At 67.4% G+C, this 16,757-nt stretch carries 16 protein-coding genes; 8 read left to right on the top strand and 8 right to left on the bottom strand.

Going from position 1 to position 16,757, the window contains the following annotated elements; genetic code table 11:
* Nucleotides 1–31: 31 nt before the first annotated feature.
* Together mreD and mrdA are read left to right on the top strand one after the other, a co-directional pair.
* Nucleotides 32–550, top strand: a complete 519-nt coding sequence (mreD, locus tag ACT531_RS02700; protein ID WP_476016375.1) for a rod shape-determining protein MreD — start codon at nucleotides 32–34, stop codon at nucleotides 548–550.
* A gap of 93 nt (nucleotides 551–643) precedes the next feature.
* Complete coding sequence (gene mrdA / locus ACT531_RS02695) at nucleotides 644–2,584, top strand: penicillin-binding protein 2 (RefSeq protein WP_476016374.1); 1,941 nt, start codon at nucleotides 644–646, stop codon at nucleotides 2,582–2,584.
* A gap of 83 nt (nucleotides 2,585–2,667) precedes the next feature.
* On the opposite strand, the gene ACT531_RS02690 is transcribed toward mrdA, so the two are convergent.
* The 5 genes from ACT531_RS02690 to ACT531_RS02670 all read right to left on the bottom strand — a co-directional run bounded on the left by ACT531_RS02690 (nucleotide 2,668) and on the right by ACT531_RS02670 (nucleotide 7,086).
* The gene (locus ACT531_RS02690; protein WP_476016373.1) at nucleotides 2,668–3,555 is read right to left on the bottom strand and encodes a DMT family transporter; all 888 of its coding nucleotides are present in this window, start codon (nucleotides 3,553–3,555) and stop codon (nucleotides 2,668–2,670) included.
* Between the two features lie 79 nt (nucleotides 3,556–3,634).
* A complete protein-coding gene (locus ACT531_RS02685) occupies nucleotides 3,635–4,390 on the bottom strand; it encodes an amino acid ABC transporter ATP-binding protein (protein WP_015012150.1) in 756 nt (251 codons plus the stop codon).
* Complete coding sequence (locus ACT531_RS02680) at nucleotides 4,387–5,169, bottom strand: amino acid ABC transporter permease (RefSeq protein WP_110960436.1); 783 nt, start codon at nucleotides 5,167–5,169, stop codon at nucleotides 4,387–4,389. Before ACT531_RS02680 ends, ACT531_RS02685 begins: the two co-directional genes overlap by 4 nt.
* 131 nt (nucleotides 5,170–5,300) lie before the next feature.
* Nucleotides 5,301–6,065: an ABC transporter substrate-binding protein gene (locus ACT531_RS02675; RefSeq protein ID WP_476016372.1), complete on the bottom strand. Its 765-nt coding sequence runs from the start codon at nucleotides 6,063–6,065 to the stop codon at nucleotides 5,301–5,303.
* 262 nt (nucleotides 6,066–6,327) lie between these two features.
* Nucleotides 6,328–7,086, bottom strand: coding sequence for a sulfite exporter TauE/SafE family protein (locus ACT531_RS02670; RefSeq protein ID WP_015012153.1), 759 nt, complete (start codon nucleotides 7,084–7,086; stop codon nucleotides 6,328–6,330).
* 351 nt (nucleotides 7,087–7,437) lie between these two features.
* On the opposite strand from ACT531_RS02670, the gene ACT531_RS02665 reads away from it, so the two are divergent.
* Together ACT531_RS02665 and ACT531_RS02660 are read left to right on the top strand one after the other, a co-directional pair.
* Nucleotides 7,438–8,790, top strand: a complete 1,353-nt coding sequence (locus ACT531_RS02665; RefSeq protein ID WP_476016371.1) for an ammonium transporter — start codon at nucleotides 7,438–7,440, stop codon at nucleotides 8,788–8,790.
* 78 nt (nucleotides 8,791–8,868) lie between these two features.
* Complete coding sequence (locus ACT531_RS02660; protein WP_015012155.1) at nucleotides 8,869–9,198, top strand: hypothetical protein; 330 nt, start codon at nucleotides 8,869–8,871, stop codon at nucleotides 9,196–9,198.
* 36 nt (nucleotides 9,199–9,234) lie between these two features.
* Here ACT531_RS02660 and ACT531_RS02655 read toward each other — a convergent pair whose 3' ends face one another.
* On the bottom strand, nucleotides 9,235–9,585 hold the full coding sequence (locus ACT531_RS02655; protein WP_476016370.1) for an antibiotic biosynthesis monooxygenase family protein: 351 nt from the start codon (nucleotides 9,583–9,585) through the stop codon (nucleotides 9,235–9,237).
* 14 nt (nucleotides 9,586–9,599) lie between these two features.
* Nucleotides 9,600–11,291: a GMC family oxidoreductase gene (locus ACT531_RS02650; protein ID WP_476016369.1), complete on the bottom strand. Its 1,692-nt coding sequence runs from the start codon at nucleotides 11,289–11,291 to the stop codon at nucleotides 9,600–9,602.
* A 286-nt stretch (nucleotides 11,292–11,577) separates the two neighbouring features.
* On the opposite strand from ACT531_RS02650, the gene ACT531_RS02645 reads away from it, so the two are divergent.
* From ACT531_RS02645 to ACT531_RS02630, 4 genes are read left to right on the top strand one after another with little or no spacing between them, the layout of a single operon-like run.
* Nucleotides 11,578–12,702 carry an MlaE family ABC transporter permease gene (locus ACT531_RS02645; RefSeq protein WP_476016368.1) on the top strand — a complete coding sequence of 375 codons (1,125 nt, stop codon included), beginning with the start codon at nucleotides 11,578–11,580 and terminating at the stop codon, nucleotides 12,700–12,702.
* Nucleotides 12,699–13,574: an ABC transporter ATP-binding protein gene (locus ACT531_RS02640; protein WP_291446464.1), complete on the top strand. Its 876-nt coding sequence runs from the start codon at nucleotides 12,699–12,701 to the stop codon at nucleotides 13,572–13,574. The genes ACT531_RS02645 and ACT531_RS02640 overlap by 4 nt, the downstream gene beginning before the upstream one ends.
* Complete coding sequence (locus tag ACT531_RS02635; RefSeq protein WP_476016367.1) at nucleotides 13,574–14,542, top strand: MlaD family protein; 969 nt, start codon at nucleotides 13,574–13,576, stop codon at nucleotides 14,540–14,542. The genes ACT531_RS02640 and ACT531_RS02635 overlap by 1 nt, the downstream gene beginning before the upstream one ends.
* A 56-nt stretch (nucleotides 14,543–14,598) precedes the next feature.
* Complete coding sequence (locus tag ACT531_RS02630; protein WP_476016366.1) at nucleotides 14,599–15,288, top strand: ABC-type transport auxiliary lipoprotein family protein; 690 nt, start codon at nucleotides 14,599–14,601, stop codon at nucleotides 15,286–15,288.
* 75 nt (nucleotides 15,289–15,363) lie between these two features.
* Here ACT531_RS02630 and ACT531_RS02625 read toward each other — a convergent pair whose 3' ends face one another.
* Nucleotides 15,364–16,740, bottom strand: coding sequence for an NAD(P)/FAD-dependent oxidoreductase (locus tag ACT531_RS02625; RefSeq protein ID WP_476016365.1), 1,377 nt, complete (start codon nucleotides 16,738–16,740; stop codon nucleotides 15,364–15,366).
* Nucleotides 16,741–16,757: the final 17 nt, after the last annotated feature.

Below are 16,757 nucleotides of genomic sequence, written 5' to 3'. Positions count from 1 at the left end.
CCCCGATGACCCCCACACAAGGAGGCCCGCGATGATCATGCCGCGGGGTGAACCCCTGTTGATGCCGGTGAACCCGGTGTTCATCTGGGCCAGTCTGGCTGCGGGCCTGGCCATCAACATGCTGCCGCTGGGCCGCGTGGTGTGGATGCCCGATCTGCTGATGGTGCTGCTGGTGTTCTGGGGCGTGCACCAGCCGCTGCGCATTGGCATGGGGGCAGCGTTTGTGTTGGGCCTGTGCATGGACGTGAGCCAGTCTGCGCTGCTGGGGCAGCATGCGCTGTCCTACACCGTGCTGTCGTTTGGCGCCATCGCCATCCACCGCCGTTTGCTGTGGTTCAGCGTGCCGTCGCAGGCGCTGCAGGTGTTTCCGTTGTTTTCGATTGCCCATGCCATCGAGCTGATGCTGCGCATGGCGGCTGGCGGAATTTTCCCGGGGTTCTGGAGCTTTCTGGCCCCGTTCCTGGAGGCGCTGCTGTGGCCCCTGGCCAGCTGGGTGCTGCTGGCACCCCAGCGCCGCCCGCCTGACAGCGACCAGAACCGGCCTTTGTGACATGACGCACCGTGTGAGCTGCTTCGCGTCGTTGTGCTGGGCTGCGCCTGTGGCGCGGTCTTCTGCGTCCGTGTGGCGCCCGGGAGTTGGCGCATGACCGAGGTGCGCAGCAGCGAAGCCGACGCCTCGCGGTTCCGGGTCCGCGCCGTGGTGGTGGGCCTGGTGGTGATGGCAGCGTTCTGCCTGGTGGCGGCGCGCCTGGTGTACCTGCAGGTGGTGCGCCATGAGGACCTGGCTGCCCAGGCCGAAAGCAACCGCACGGCCGTGGTGCCCATCGTGCCCAACCGGGGGCTCATCCTGGACCGCAACGGTGTGGTGCTGGCCACCAACTACTCGGCTTACACGCTGGAGATCACGCCCTCGCGCGCGGGGGTGCTGGACGAGACCATCGACGCCCTGTCCAAGGTGGTAGACATCCAGGCGCGCGATCGCCGCCGGTTCAAGCGACTCATGGAAGAGTCGCGCAACTTCGAATCCCTGCCCATCCGCACCCGCTTGACCGACCAGGAGGTGGCGCGGTTCACCGCCCAGCGCTACCGCTTTCCGGGCGTGGACATCAAGGCGCGGCTGTTCCGCAACTACCCGCTGGGCGACGTAGCGAGCCATGCCATTGGCTACATTGGCCGCATCAACCAGACCGAGAAGGCGCGCATCCAGGACTCGGAAGACGAGGCCAACTACCGGGGCACGGAGTACATCGGCAAGCTGGGCATCGAGCACAGCTTCGAGTCGGCCTTGCATGGCGCCACGGGCGTGGAGCAGATGGAAACCTCGGCGGGTGGGCGTGCCGTGCGCAAGCTCTCCAGCCACGCAGCCACACCGGGCGACAGCGTGATGCTGTCCATCGACATCAAGCTGCAAAAACTCATCGAAGACCTGTATGGCACCCGCCGGGGCGCGCTGGTGGCCATCGACCCGCGCAATGGCGAGATCCTGGCGCTGGTGAGCAAGCCCACCTTCGACCCCAACCTGTTCGTGGAGGGCATCGACGCTGAAAACTGGGCCGCACTCAACGAGTCCATCGACAAGCCACTGCTCAACCGCGCCCTGCGCGGCACCTACCCGCCCGGCTCCACCTACAAGCCCTTCATGGCCCTGGCGGCCCTGCAGCTGAACAAGCGCTCGCCCAGCCTGGTGGTGAACGACCCCGGCTTCTACACCTTTGGCGGCCACACCTTCCGCAGCCACGAAGGCGGCCTGGGCGGTGTGGACATGCACCGCGCCATCCAGTTCTCCAGCAACACCTACTTTTATTCGCTGGCCGTGGACATGGGCGTGGATGCGATCCACGACTTCATGAAGCCGCTGGGTTTCGGCCAGTTCACGGGCATCGACCTCAACGGCGAAGTGCGGGGCACGCTGCCCAGCACCGAGTGGAAGCGCAACACCTATAAGCGTGCCGACATGAAGCGCTGGTTCCCGGGCGAAACCGTGTCGCTGGGCATTGGCCAGGGCTACAACAACTTCACCATGCTGCAGCTGGCGCTGGCCGAGGCCACGCTGGCCAACGGCGGCATCCGCTACCGCCCGCACATGGCCAAGGCGGTGAAGAACTCGGTCACTGGCGCCATCACCGAAATCGTGCAGCCCCCCGGCGTCAACCTGGGCTACCTGCCCAAGAACGTGGAACTGGTGCGCAATGCCCTCGTGGCCGTGAACAAGGGCGGCACGGGCACGCGGGTGTTCATGGGCGCGCCCTACACCTCGGCGGGCAAGACGGGCACCGCCCAGGCCGTGAGCCTGGGCCAGAACGTGAAGTACAACGCCAAGGCGCTGGAAGAGCACCAGCGCGACCACTCGCTGTTCGCCGCGTTCGCACCGGCCGAAAACCCCACCATCGCCCTGGCGGCCATTGTGGAGAACGCCGGCTTTGGCGCCGCCCATGCGGCCCCGATTGCGCGGCGCGTGTTTGACTACTGGCTGATGGGCGAATACCCCAGCGAAGAAGACATTGCCGCCGTGCAGAAGGGCCAGGCCAGTGCGCCCATCGGCAAGCCCCGCAAGGCCAGCGAGGTGCCGCTGGTGGCGCCATGATCAGACGCTAGGTTGCTATAAAAATCATAGCTGTTGGCGCAATATCCACTAGCGCTACCGGCCGTTTTGCTTGCAGAAGGTGCCTAAGCACCGGCGGTGCGCGGTGACGGCTGAAGCTGGCTGAACACCAGCGCCGCCACAATCAGCGCCGCCCCGCTCAGCCCGGCCCAGCCCAGCTGTTCGCCCAGCAACACCCACGCCGTGAGCGCGGCAAACACCGGCTCCAGCCCGAACACGATGGCGCTGCGCATGGCGTCCACGCGCTGCTGGCCCCAGGCCTGCAGCGTCACCACCACCACGCTGGCCAGCAGGCCCAGGTACAGCAAGGCCAACAGGGCGTCCACTGGCAGGTGGGCCGCAGCGCGCAGCCAGTCCATGTTGCCGCTTTGCACCAGCAGCAACGCGGTGGAAGCCAGGGCCATCACCGTGGCTTGGGCGGCGGCCATGCGGGTGGCGCGCAGGGGCTGTGCGGCCGTGCGGCGCGCGCATTCTTCCAGCGCCAGGATGTACAGCGCATAGAACACGGTGCTGGCCAGCGTCAGCGTATCGCCCAGGTTCCAGGGCTCGTTCTCGTGGAACATCAGCGCCATGCCCGCCAGCGCCATCCCACAGGCGGCCCATAGGCGCCAGCCATAGCGACGCCCCAGCGCTGCCATGGCAATCAGCGGTACCACCAGCACGTTCAGGCCGGTCACAAACGCGTTGCGGTTGCTGCTGGTGCGCGCAAGGCCCTCGATCTGCAGCCAGAACGCCAGGAACAGCAGCAGGCCCAAAGCACAGCCCCAGCGCCGCTCGTGGCGCAGCATGCCGCGCCACAGGGGTGCCAGCACCAGCAGCGCGATCACAAAGCGCAGCCAGATGATCTGCAGCGCGTCCAGGTGCGCCGAGAGCAGTTTCATGGCCGGGAAGGTGGTGCCCCACACCACGGTCACGGCCAGCAGGGCCATCAGGCCCCAGCGTTCAGTACGCATCGACAAATTCCTCAATACCAAAAAGAAAAAAGGGCCGCCGGTTGCCCGGGCGGCCTTTGCAGTGCGGCGCGGATTCTGATCAGTGGCTGACCTGGCCCAGGAACGCGCGGATGCGGTCGTTGGCCGGGTTGCTGAAGAACTCCTGCGGCGGCGCATCGTGTGCGATGCGTCCCTGGTCGAAGAACATCACGCGGTCGGCCACCTCGCGGGCAAAGCCCATTTCGTGGGTCACGACGATCATCGTCATGCCGCCACGCGCCAGGCTGCGCATCACGTCCAGCACCTCCTTGACCATTTCGGGGTCCAACGCCGAGGTGGGCTCGTCAAACAGCATCACCTTGGGTTGCATGGCCAGCGCGCGGGCAATGGCCACCCGTTGCTGCTGTCCGCCCGACAGTTGCCATGGGTACTTGTGCGCGTGGTCCTGCATGCCCACGCGGCGCAGCAGCTGCATGGCTTCGTCGTTGGCCTGAGGGCGCGGTGTTTTGCGAATGCGGCGCGGCGCCAGCGTCACGTTGTCCAGCACGCTCATGTGGCCGAACAGGTTGAACTGCTGGAACACCATGCCCACCTCGCAGCGCTGGCGCTGCAGGGTGGCGTGGTCGTCGCTCACCTCCACGCCGTCAATGGTGATGCGCCCGCTGTCGTGGGGCTCCAGGCGGTTGATGGCACGCAGCAGCGTGCTCTTGCCCGAGCCGGAGGCACCGATGATCACCGTGACCTCGCCGGTGTGGAACACGGTGGACACGTCCTTGAGCACCTGGTGTGCGCCAAACGACTTGCACACCCGCTCGGCCACGATGTAGGGCTTGGGCTGGTTCGTCGTCGCGGTCATCGGTTGCGCCCTTCCACGTCAAAGCGGTATTCGACGGCGTTGGAGATCTGCGTGACCAGCGTGGTCAGCAGCAGGTAGGTGATGGCCACCGTGGTCAGCGTGGCGATGGGCTGGAAGGTGGCCGACTGGATGCGGTTGCCCACGTTGGTCAGCTCCACCACACCAATGGCGTAGGCCAGCGACGAGTCCTTGAGTAGCGCCACGAAGTTGCTCACCAGCGGCGGCAGCGAGATCTTGAACGCCTGCGGAAACACCACATCCATGAACACATGCATGCGGCCCAGGCCCAGCGCCCGGGCGGCCTCGGTCTGGCCGCGTGGCACGGCCAGCAGCCCGGCGCGCAGCGCTTCAGCGTTGTACGCGCCCACGTTCAGCCCCAGGGCCACGACGGCGGCGGCAAAGTCTGGCAGGTTCAACCCGGGCACCAGCACCGGCAGGGCAAAGTACACAAACAGGATCTGCACCAAGAGCGGGGTGCCGCGAATGGCCCAGATGTACACGCCAGCAATCCAACGCACGGGCGTCCAGCGGGCCGTGCGGGCCAGCGCCGCGGCCGTGCCCAGCACCAGGCCCACGGCCCCGCTGACCAGCGTGAGCCAGAGCGTGGTGCGCGCACCTTCAGAGAACGCCTGGGCGTTGGGGCCGATGGGGTCAGGAAAGAACGACAGCAATTGGCCCAGCAGCGAGAGGGCCAGCACCATCACGACCAGTGCAGCGACCAGCGTGGCATTGCTGCGCTGCTGTCGGGACCAGCCTTGTGGCCAAAGAGCGAGAAGCATGGATCAGACGACCATACGGTCTTGGTTGGAAATCGGACTGGGTGCGGGGCGATCATGCACCCGCCACCAGAAACGGCAAAGGGTGCGCAGCAGGCCTGGGCCCTCTGCGCACCCCGTGACGCGTTTTTACATCAGTTGCAGCGCACGTCTTCGTTGAAATACTTCTTGGAGACGGCGGCGTAGCTGCCATCGGCCAGCACTTCGGTGAACGCCTTGTTCCAGGCATCGGCCAGGCCGGTGTTGCCCTTGGCCATGGCGGGGGCGATGCGCTCGATGAACAGCATGTCGCCCAGCCTGAAGCCGGCCTTGGCGTTCTTGGCAGCGGCTTCCTTGGCCACGAACTTGTCGCTGACCCAGGCGTCCACGCGCTTGGAGATCAGGGCGCGCTGGGCGTCGGTGTCTTGCGGGAAGTTCTTCACTTCCTTCACGCCGCTGACCTTCTTGACCTGCTCCAGGTAGCTGGTGCCGGTCTGCACGGCCACGACCTTGCCGGTCAGGTCCTTGGCGTTGCGGATCTTGTCGTCCATGGCCACGATGATGCCGCCCGAGCAGTAGTGGGGGTTGGCAAAAGTCACGGCCTTGGAGCGCTCGTCGGTCACGCCGTGCGAGGCGATCACGGCGTCCCAGCGGTTCTGGCCCAGGCCGGTCAGCAGGGCGTCAAAGCCCAGGGTCTTCCATTCGAGCTTGAGGCCCATCTTCTTGACCACCAGCTCCGCCACTTCCACCTCAAAACCCGTCAGCTTGGTGCCTTCGAAGTAATTGAAGGGGGCGAACTGGCCCTCGGTGGCCACGATGATCTTGCCGTCTTTCTTGATTTCGTCCAGCGTGCGGGCCTGGACGGCGAGGGCAGCGCACAGCGCCACGGCGGTGACAACGGCAGACTTGAAAAATTGCATGACAGGTTCCTGTGGGGGGTGGTTCAGGTACAAAAAATCCGGCCTGCGGGTAGGCAGGCCGGAGCGGGTGGATGCGGACATCGCCATTGGCGATGGGCCTCGTCATCAAACGGAAACGTACGGAAATTATAGGACGCGCGTTCACATTCGGGCCATGCAGGGCAACCCCGATGACCTCGGGGCGCCCTGGTGGTAGGCCGTGCAGCGCGTTGCAAGTTGGGTGCCACCCTGGCAACCGACACCTGGTGAGTGAAAAGCAGGCCTACCGCAGGAAAGCGTCGTAACCCGTCTTCAGTATCAGCGTGCTCACCACCACGATGAAGATGCCCCGCACAAAGCCGGTGCCATGCTTGAGCGCCATGTGTGTGCCCAGCAGGCTGCCCAGCACGTTGGCCACGGCCAGCGTCACCGCAAAGTGCCACCACACATGGCCCTTGGCGGCAAACAGCGCAATGGCGGCAATGTTGGTGGCGCAGTTGAGCAGCTTGGCCGAGGCCGATGCATTGAGAAAGTCGTAGCCCAGCAGCCGCACAAACAAGAAGACGAAGAAGCTGCCGGTGCCCGGGCCAAAGAACCCGTCGTAAAAGCCGATGAGCACGCCAATCAGGCAGGCGGCGATCACCTCGGCCCGGCCCGCAAACCGGGGGGTATGGTGCCGGCCCAGCTCCTTTTTGGCCAGGGTGTAGAGCAGCACGCCCAGCAGCACCAGGGGCAGCAGCTTGCGCAGGAAGTCGGCCGACACCACGGTGACGGCCCAGGCGCCGACGAACGAGCCGGCAAAACCGGCGGCTGCGGCCGGCAGCATGGCCGACCAGCGGATCTGCACCTTGCGGCTGTATTGCCAGGTGGCCATGGCGGTGCCCCAGACCGAGGCCGCCTTGTTGGTGCCCAGCAGCGTGGCCGGGGGCGCGCCCGGAAAAGCCGCAAACAGCGCGGGCACCATCACCAATCCACCGCCTCCCACGATCGCATCCACAAAGCCCGCGAGCAGCGAGGCCAGGGTCATCAAAATCCATTCCATCGCAGGATTGTCGCACCGGGCCTGCTATCGATTCAGGACCGCCCAGAATCGAGCGGACAAGAAAAAGGCGCTGGGATCGCCAGCGCCTGAAAGGGTGTACACCTCGTTGGGTGTTTGGACTGTATCGTTGGTAGAAAGGTTGTCTCCTCGGGCCCCTCGCTTGGCACACCGAAGCGCGCTTTCGAGTGCCGTGACTGTAACGGCTGCACCCTGCTGGTGCATTGGGGGTTTCCCGCCCCCCGTTGTTGGGCGCCGGATGGCTTGCGGGGGCGTTCTGTGCCCCGATTCGGTGGCAACCGGCTGGCATGGCTCGTGCAACGCGCTTGTAACAAATTGCGAAAGGGAGCGTGCATGCGTGCAGTCAACCACCGGGTGTTTGCGGTCGTGTCGTTGTGTCTGGGGCTGTGCACCTGCGCGCTGGCCCAGAGCGTGCCAGAGGCTCCCGCCATAGCGGCGCCCCTCACACGCCCCGCCCTGGTGGCCCAGGACACGGTGAATGCGGCCCACACCGGCTGGATGATGACCTCCACTGCTCTGGTGCTGCTGATGACGCTGCCCGGCATTGCGTTGTTCTACGCAGGCATGGTGCGAAGAAAGAACGTGCTCAACACCATGGCCTGCGTGGTGGCCATTGCGGGGCTGGTCAGTCTGCTGTGGTTTGCGGCGGGGTATTCGCTGGCGTTCACACCCGGCAGTGCCTGGCTAGGGGGCTGGGACCGCGCCGGCTTTGCCGGGCTCGACTTTCAGCTGGAGGCGGGCAAGCTGGCCGTGAGCCACATTGCGCCGCTGATTCCCGAGTCGGTGTACGCCATGTTCCAGCTCACCTTCGCCATCATCACGGCCGCTCTGCTGGTGGGCGCGTTTGTGGAGCGCATGCGGTTCTCGGCCATGCTGGTCTTCATTGGGCTGTGGACACTGGTGGTGTACGCGCCCGTAGCGCACTGGGTGTGGGAGCCCGGGGGCTGGCTGGCGCAGATGGGCGCGCTGGACTTTGCGGGCGGCTCGGTGGTGCACGTGAATGCGGGCGTGGCGGGGCTGGTGTGTGCGTGGTTTCTGGGCCGCCGCGCGGGGTATGGGCGCGAGCCGTTTGAACCCTACAACCTGGGGCTCACCATGGCGGGCGCGGGCATGCTGTGGGTGGGCTGGTTTGGCTTCAACGCAGGCTCAGCGGTGGCGGCCGATGGGCGCGCCGGGCTGGCCATGGCCGTGACGCACCTGGCCGCTGCAGCCGGGGCGCTGTCGTGGATGCTGGGCGAGTGGGTGGTGCGCGGGCGCCCGTCGCTGCTGGGGCTGTGCTCCGGCCTGGTGGCGGGGCTGGTGGCCATCACGCCCGCCGCCGGTTTTGTCACGCTGCGCTCGGCCGTCGTGATTGGTCTGGTGGCCGGGCTGGCCTGCTACTGGGGCGCCACGGGGCTCAAGCGGCTGCTGCGGGTGGATGACTCGCTCGACGTATTTGGCGTGCATGGCGTTGGCGGCATCGTGGGGTCGCTGCTGACAGGCGTGCTGGCCAGCAAGACCGTGGGAGGCGCTACGGGCAGCCTGCTGACCCAGGCCATCGGCGTGGGCGCCGTGGCGGCCTACAGCCTGGTGGTGACGGCGGCCCTGTTGTGGGTCGTCAACTTTGCGATGGGCCTGCAGGTGGACGAGCAAAGCGAGCAGACCGGGCTGGACATTGCCCAGCACCGCGAGCGCCTGGGCGGCTGAATGTGTCGCCGCGTCCTGTGATGTGCGGGCCAGCGAATGCAGTCCGATGGATGACCCCAATGCAGTAAGGAGCCGAACATGTCCGATTCCGACAAGCTGGCGATTGCCGCCCACCTGCATGTGCTGTTGCGGCGCAAGACAGGGCGCGTGACCGATACCGAATGGATGGCGGCCAACGCGGACTACGCGCAGGAGATCGTGCGGTTTGCGCGCCAGCGCGCCACCGAAGACAACGCGCCCGACTTGGCCGAATGGGCCGACCGCCTGGAGCAGGCCCTGCACGCAGCGCCCCCTTCCGCCCAGCGCCGACCGCTGCTGGATGCAGCGGCGCAGGCGGTACGTGCGCGCCCCGCACCGCCCCCCGAGCCAGCCCCCGAGGTGCCGCGCTATGTGGGCGGCATCCGCTGACCTGCCAAGAGGCTTCTGCGCCGTGGCTTGAAAAAACTAGTGGGGCGCAGTGCCCTGTGTGAAGAGCCCGGCCGTGGGCAGCAGCCCAACCAGCCGGTTGTCCCCGTAGGTGCGCAGCACCTGCGCAATCACCACCTGGTAGCCATTGAGCCACTGCGCCTGCGCGGCCTTGGCCTTGAGGTGCGCAGGGTGCTGCATCAGCGTTTGCAGCGCCTCCAGCGACTGCCAGTAGTACACGTTGGATACCAAGCCGTTGCCGGTGTCCGTCCACGATTCCTCGCCCAGGTAGCCGTCGATGGAGCGGGCGGCGATGGCAATGGCCTCGTCCAGCCGGTAAAAGGCGTCGTCAAACTGCTTGGTCGCAAAAATGAAGGTGGAGGAATACATCGGCGCGATGGTACTCACGCCGCCCGCCGTGCCTGGATGATCCACTCCGCCGCCTTCTCCGCCATCATCAGCGTGGGCGAGTTGGTGTTGCCGCTGGTGATGGTGGGCATGGCGCCCGCATCCACCACGCGCAGGCCGGCCACCACACCGCCGCGCCCATCGCGCACGCGCAGTTGCGCATCCAGCACGGCCATCGGGTCGCCGTCGCGGCCCATTTTGGTGGTGCCCACGGGGTGGAAGATGGTGGTGGCAATGTCGCCCGCCAGGCGCGCCAGGTCTTCGTCGCTCTCAAACTGCACGCCGGGCTTCCACTCCTGCGGCTGGTACTTGGCCAGCGCGGGCTGGGCCACGATGCGGCGCGTGACGCGCAGGCTGTCGGCCGCCACCTGGCGGTCTTCGGGCGTGCTGAGGTAGTTGGGCGAAATCGCTGGGGCGGCCTTGAAGTCGGCGCTCTTGATGTTGACCGTGCCCCGGCTCGTGGGGTTGAGGTTGCACACGCTGGCTGTGAACGCCGGAAAGCTGTGCAGCGGCTCGCCAAACGCATCGAGCGACAAGGGCTGCACGTGGTATTCGATGTTCGGGTAGGGCTGGTCAGGGCTGCTGCGGGTGAAAGCGCCCAGCTGCGAGGGCGCCATGCTCATGGGCCCGCTGCGTTTGAGCGCGTACTCAAGCCCGATCTTGGCCTTGCCCACCAGCGAGCTGGCCATGGTGTTGAGCGTCTGCACGCCCTGCACCTTGAACACCGCGCGGATCTGCAGATGGTCCTGCAGGTTGGCGCCCACGCCGGGCAGGTCCACCTTGACCTCCACGCCGTGCTGGCGCAGCAGCGCGGCGGGGCCGATGCCCGACAGCTGCAGCAGCTGCGGCGAGTTGACGGCGCCCGCGCTCAGGATCACCTCACCCGTGGCGCGGGCCGTGACCATCTCGTTGCCATCCCACACCAACACGCCCGTGCAGCGCTGGCTGCCGTCGGGCTGGGTTTCGAGGATGAGCTTGGACGCCTGTGCGCTGGTCCACATCTCGAAGTTGGGGCGGCCGTAGCAGGTGGGCCGCAAAAAGGCCTTGGCGGTGTTCCAGCGCCAGCCGCTTTTCTGGTTGACCTCAAAGTAACCCACACCTTCGTTGCTGCCGCTGTTGAAGTCGTCGGTGGCCGGGATGCCCGCTTGTTGGGCGGCGTGGGCAAAGGCGTCGAGCACATCCCAGCGCAGGCGTTGTTTTTCCACCCGCCACTCGCCGGTGCTGCCGGTGGACTTGTTGCCGTGCAGGCGTTTGAAATTTTCGTTCACACCCCCGGGCTGGTCCAGGCGCCAGTGGTCTTCGTGGCGGCGGAAGTAGGGCAGGGCGTTGTCCCAGCGCCAGCTGGCGTCGCCCGTCAGTTCGGCCCACTGGTCGTAGTCGCGGGCCTGGCCACGCATGTAGATCATGCCGTTGATGCTGCTGCAGCCGCCCAGCGTCTTGCCGCGCGGGTAGCGCAAGGTGCGGCCGTTCAGGCCCGCGTCGGGTTCGGTGTTGTAGAGCCAGTCGGTGCGCGGGTTGCCAATGCAGTACAGATAGCCCACGGGGATGTGAATCCAGTGGTAGTCGTCCTTGCGGCCCGCTTCGATCAGCAGCACGCGGTGGCGGCCGTCGGCGCTCAGGCGGTTGGCCAGCAGGGAGCCGGCCGTGCCCCCGCCGATGATGATGGTGTCAAACGTGGTGTCGCTCATGGAGAAGGGGCGGTGCCGATCAAGGGTGGTAACGGTGGGCCATTGTGCGGATGGGGCAGGCCCTGTCGATAGGGTGTGTGCCTATTGCTACATTTTTAGTAGCTGCTGGTGCTTGTAGTAATTGCGCTTGGCGTCGATTTGATAATAATTACACGCTTCGCCGCCTGTCTGTGCTTGACAGGCTGGTGTCCGACAGCGCGTGCAGGATTCGCTCCGCTACCATGCACGCTCTTCCTTGCTGCTTCTTGACGACCCTACCCCTGCGGCTGCCCTGGTGGCCTGACCCATGACTGACCACGCCCCCCACATCGTTCGCGCCTATACGCCCCAAGGGCCGTGCGCGCAGCTGCGTGGGCGCTGGGGCGCGGCCGAGCTGGGCAATGCGAAGCAGTGGCAGGCCGTGTCGGACCAGCTGCGGGGCGCACCGCCCGCACCCACCCTGGGCTGGGACCTGCGGGAGCTGCAGTGGCTGGACCATGTGGGCGCGCAGCTGCTGTGGAACCACTGGCAGCACGCCTGGCCCGCCCAGCTGGCCTGCACCGACAGCCAGCGCACCATGCTCACGCGCGTGGCCCAGTTCACCTGCGTGGCACCGCCGCCCGAGCCCTGGCGGCTGGGCGAGCAGATCGACCACCTGGGCGTGCTGGTGCTGCATGGCGTGGACCACGCCCGCCACCTGCTGGAGATGGTGGGCCAGCTGGTGCTGGACCTGTGCCGCCTGGCGCGTGCGCCGCGCAAGGGGCCGTGGCGCGATGTGTCTGGCCACCTGTACCGCATGGGCGCCACAGCGCTGCCCATCACGGCGCTGGTGGGCTTCCTCATCGGGGTGGTGCTGGCCTACCTGATGAGCCTGCAGCTGCGGCAGTTTGGTGCCGAGTCGTTCATCGTCAACATCCTGGGCATCTCGCTGATCCGCGAGCTGGGGCCCATGCTGGCGGCCATTCTGGTGGCGGGCCGCTCGGGCTCGTCCGTCACCGCGCAGATCGGTGTGATGCGCGTGACCGAAGAGCTCGATGCCATGCGCGTCATGGGCATCCCGCACGGGTTCCGCCTCGTGATGCCGCGCACGCTGGCATTGGCGCTGGCCATGCCGCTCATCAGCGTGTGGACCACGCTGGCCGCGCTGGCAGGCGGCATGCTGGCGGCCGACATCTCCATGGACATCTCGCCGTCGTACTTTGTGCAGGCACTGCCTGCTGCGGTGAAGATCGGCAACCTGGGCCTGGCCATGGCCAAGTCGGTGGTGTTTGGTGCGTTCATTGCGCTCATCGGCTGCCACTGGGGCCTGCGCGTCAAGCCCAACACCCAGAGCCTGGGCGAGGGCACGACGGCGTCGGTGGTGTCGTCCATCACCATGGTGATCATCGTGGACGCGCTGTTTGCGGTCGCTTTCAAGAACATTGGGATATGACTGAGCGCATCGCCAAGCCCGAACACATCGCCGTCGCGCCCGGCGAGCCGCCCATCGTGGACGTGCAAGGCCTCTGGACGCAGTTTGGCAAGGGCGATGAAACCTTTACCGTGCACCAGGACCTGAACTTCACCGTGCAGCGCGGCGAGATGCTGTCGCTGGTGGGGGGCTCGGGCACGGGCAAGACGGTGCTGCTGCGACAGATCCTGGGACTGGCCCGGCCCACGCGCGGGCAAGTCACGGTGCTGGGCCGGCCTGCGTCCGAGATGGGGCGCGAGGGCGCGGCCAGCCGGGTGGGCATGCTGTTCCAGCACGGCGCGCTGTTTTCGGCCTTCAACGTGCTCGACAACGTGGCCTTTGCGCTGCGCGAGCAGGGCACGCTGCCGCCCGAGCTGGTGCGCGACGCAGCGCTGGTCAAGCTGCAGATGGTGGGGCTGAAGCCCGAGCACGCCACGCGCATGCCGGCGGACCTGTCGGGTGGCATGGTCAAGCGCGTGGCGCTGGCCCGTGCGCTCATCATGGACCCGCCGCTGTTGCTGCTCGACGAACCCACGGCAGGCCTGGACCCGAGCAGCTCCGATGACTTCTGCGCCTTGCTGCGCGAGCTGCGCGCAGCGCTGGGGCTGACGGTGATCATGGTCACGCACGACCTGGATACGCTGTTCGCACTCAGCACCCGCGTGGCCGTGCTGGCCGATAAAAAGGTCATCGTCACCGGCCCGCCGCACGAGGTGGCGCACTTTTCGCACCCGTTCATCGAGCACTTCTTCATGGGCGAACGTGGCCAACGGGCCATGGCGCCCGTGCCTTCTGTGCAGCAGGCTCCGGCGCAGGTCGCCCCCCCGCCTGCGCCCCACAAGGAACACCCCTGATGGAAAACAAATCCCACGCCCTCGCTGCAGGCATCTTTGTGCTGGTGGTCGCTGCCATGCTGGCGGGCCTGGCCGTCTGGCTCACGCGCGACAACGCCAACTACGAGCAGTACGAGCTGTCCACCCGCGACGGCGTGAGTGGCCTGCAGCCCCAGGCCGCCGTGCGCTACAAGGGCGTGGCCGTGGGCAAGGTCACGCGCATCGGCTTTGATCCGCAGGTCAACGGCAACGTGCTGATTCGCATCGCCGTCAACGAGCAGGCGCCCATCAGCCCCACCACCTTTGCCGTGCTGGGCTACCAGGGCGTCACCGGCCTGGCCCACGTGCTGCTGGACGACGCCGAGCAGCCCTACCCCGAGCTGCCCCCCGGCCCCAGCGGCCTGCCACGCCTGCCGCTCAAGCCCTCGCCGTTTGGCAAGCTGGCCGAGCAGGCGCCGGCCATCCTGGGCCAGGTCGAAGAGGCCACGCGCCGCATCAACCAGCTGCTGGGCGACAGCAACCAGCAAAAGCTCACCGAGGCGCTGTCCAACATCGGCCAGGCCGCAGGCAGCGTCAACACCCTGACCCAGCGGCTGGATGCCACCGTGTCGCAGCGCCTGGACCCGGCCCTGGCCGCGCTGCCGCCCCTGGCCAGCGATGCACGTCAGACGCTGCAGTCGCTGCAGAAGGCGGGCGCCAGCGTGTCCGCCCTGGCGGTGGACCTGGGCAAGACCAACCAGCGGCTTAACGCCGAGGGCGGCGCCATTGAGCAGATCACCGCCGGCACCCAGTCCCTGGCGCGGGCGGCGGACCAGTTCAGCACCGCGACCCTGCCGCGGGTGAACCGCGCCGCCGACGACACGGCCCGCGCCGCCCGCCAGATGGGCCGCGCGGCCGGGGGCATCAGCGATAACCCGCAGCTGTTCATCTACGGCTCGGGCCGCATCCCGCCCGGGCCGGGTGAGCCCGGTTTTGGTGGTGGCCGATGAGGGGTGTCTCCGACCGCGCCGCCTGGGCAGCGTGGGCCTTATGAGGAATGAATGTGATGACTATCAAAAAAATAGCAACCAAGGCATATACATCTAGCGCTACCGCCCTGTGGGGGTGTGGGTTGGTCGCAGCGCTGGTGCTCACGGGCTGCTCGGCCCTGCCGGCTGCCCCCACCCGCCCCGTGCTGTATGACTTTGGGCCCGGCCCGCTGGCCACCGTGCCCACCGACCGGCGCGCGCCCCTGGCGCCGCTGGCGCTCGCCGACATGGATGCGCCCGGCCTGCCCGAGGGCGGCAACGCCGTGCTGTACCGCCTGGCCTATGCCGACGCCCAGCAGCTGCGCCCCTACAGCCAGGCCCGCTGGAGCCAGCCACCCGCACAACTGCTGCAGCAGCGCCTGCGCGAACAACTGGGCCTGCGCCGCGCCGTGCTCAAGGCCGACGACGGCGCCGCCCAGGCCCGCGAACCCGCGCAGGGCAACAAGCTGCCCCTGGTGCTGCGCACCGAGCTGGAGGAGTTCAGCCACCTGTTCACCAGCCCCAGCGACAGCGCGGGCGTGGTGCGCCTGCGCGCCACGGTGGTCGAACTGACCCCGTCGGGCGAATCCCTGCGCGGCCAGCGCGTGTTCATCGCGCAGCAGCCCGCCAAGTCGGCCGATGCGGCGGGCGGGGTGGCTGCGCTGGCAGCGGCGTCAAGCCAGCTGGCCGGGGAGCTGGCGGCTTGGGTGGAGCAGGTGGGGCAGTAACGCCCCAGATCTTTGTGGACCGCCCTGCCAGCGGGCGCCGGCCTTGGCCGTGGCGCCACGCAGCGCGGGTGGCCGTCAGGTGCCGGGCGGGGAAGGGGATGGGGGCGTGGCCTCATGGCGTTCAATGCCCGTCACCACCCGCGCATAGCGCGCAAAGCTCCAATACGCCCAGGCCCAGTCCAGCAGCACCACCAGCCGGTTGCGAAAGCCGATCAGGAAGTACACGTGCGCAAACAGCCAGAACAGCCACGCAAAGTAGCCTGAGAACCGCACTGGCCCGGCGGGCGAGGTGAGGTCCACCACGGCAGAGTTGCGGCCGATGGTGGCCAGGTTGCCGTAGTCGCGGTAGCGAAACGGCTGCGTGGGCTGGCCCGCCAGTCGGCGAAGGATGTTGGCTGCGGTGGCGCGGCCCATCTGCTTGGCGCCGGGCGACACGCCGGGCACGGGCGTGGGCTCGTGACCGGGGGCGTGGCTCTTGGCGGCTGCCAGGTCGCCGATCACGCTGATCTCGGGGTGGCCCGGCAGCGTCAGGTCGGGCGCCACGACCACGCGGCCCGCGCGGTCGGTGCTGGCGCCGGTGGCGTCTGCCAGGTGGCGGCCCAGGGGTGATGCAGCCACACCAGCGGCCCACACAATGCATTTGCTATTTATTTGGTAGCTATTTGCGCTGGATGCACTAGCGCTTGCGGGTGATTCGACCTTCAATCCATCGCTGTCGATGGCGGTGACGCGCGCGCCCAGGCGCACGTCCACGCCCAGCTTTTCCAGCTGCTCCTTGGCGCGCTGGCTCAGGGCCTCGGGCATGGCCTGCAGCACGCGCGCACCGCCTTCGAGCAGGATGATCTTCGCGCTGGCGGGGTCGATGTGGCGGAACTCGCCGGGCAGCGTGTGGCGCGCAATCTCTGCCAGCGTGCCCGCCATCTCCACGCCCGTGGGGCCCGCGCCCACGACGACAAAGTTGAGCCAGTCTGCGCGGCGAGCGGGGTCGGGCTCCTTCTCGGCCGCCTCGAACGCCAGCAGCACGCGGCGGCGGATCTCGAACGCATCGTCCAGCGTCTTGAGGCCGGGCGCATAGGCTGCCCAGTCGTCGCGGCCAAAGTAGCTGTGCGTGGCACCGGCGGCCACGATGAGGTGGTCGTACGGCAGCATGGCGCCGTCTGCAAGGTGCACGGTGCGCTGGCCCACGTCGATGCGGGTGACCTCGCCCAGCAAGGTGGTCACGTTGCGCTGCTGCCGGAACAGGTGCCGGATGGGCGCCGCAATGGCCGGGGCCGACAGTCCGGCGGTGGCCACCTGGTAGAGCAGGGGCTGGAAGAGGTGGTGGTTGGTCTTGTCCACCAGGGTCACATCCACCGCCGTGCCCCGCAGGGCGCGGGCGGCTTCGAGGCCGCCGAACCCGCAACCGATGATGACCACGCGCGGGCGAAGCGGGGGAGCAGAGGGAGTCGTCATGCCGCCATTATTGGGGA

The sequence above is a fragment of the Acidovorax sp. DMC1 genome (assembly GCF_056314325.1).
The sequence above is the reverse complement of the archived record's forward strand: the minus strand, read 5'-3'. Positions and strand labels throughout refer to the sequence as shown.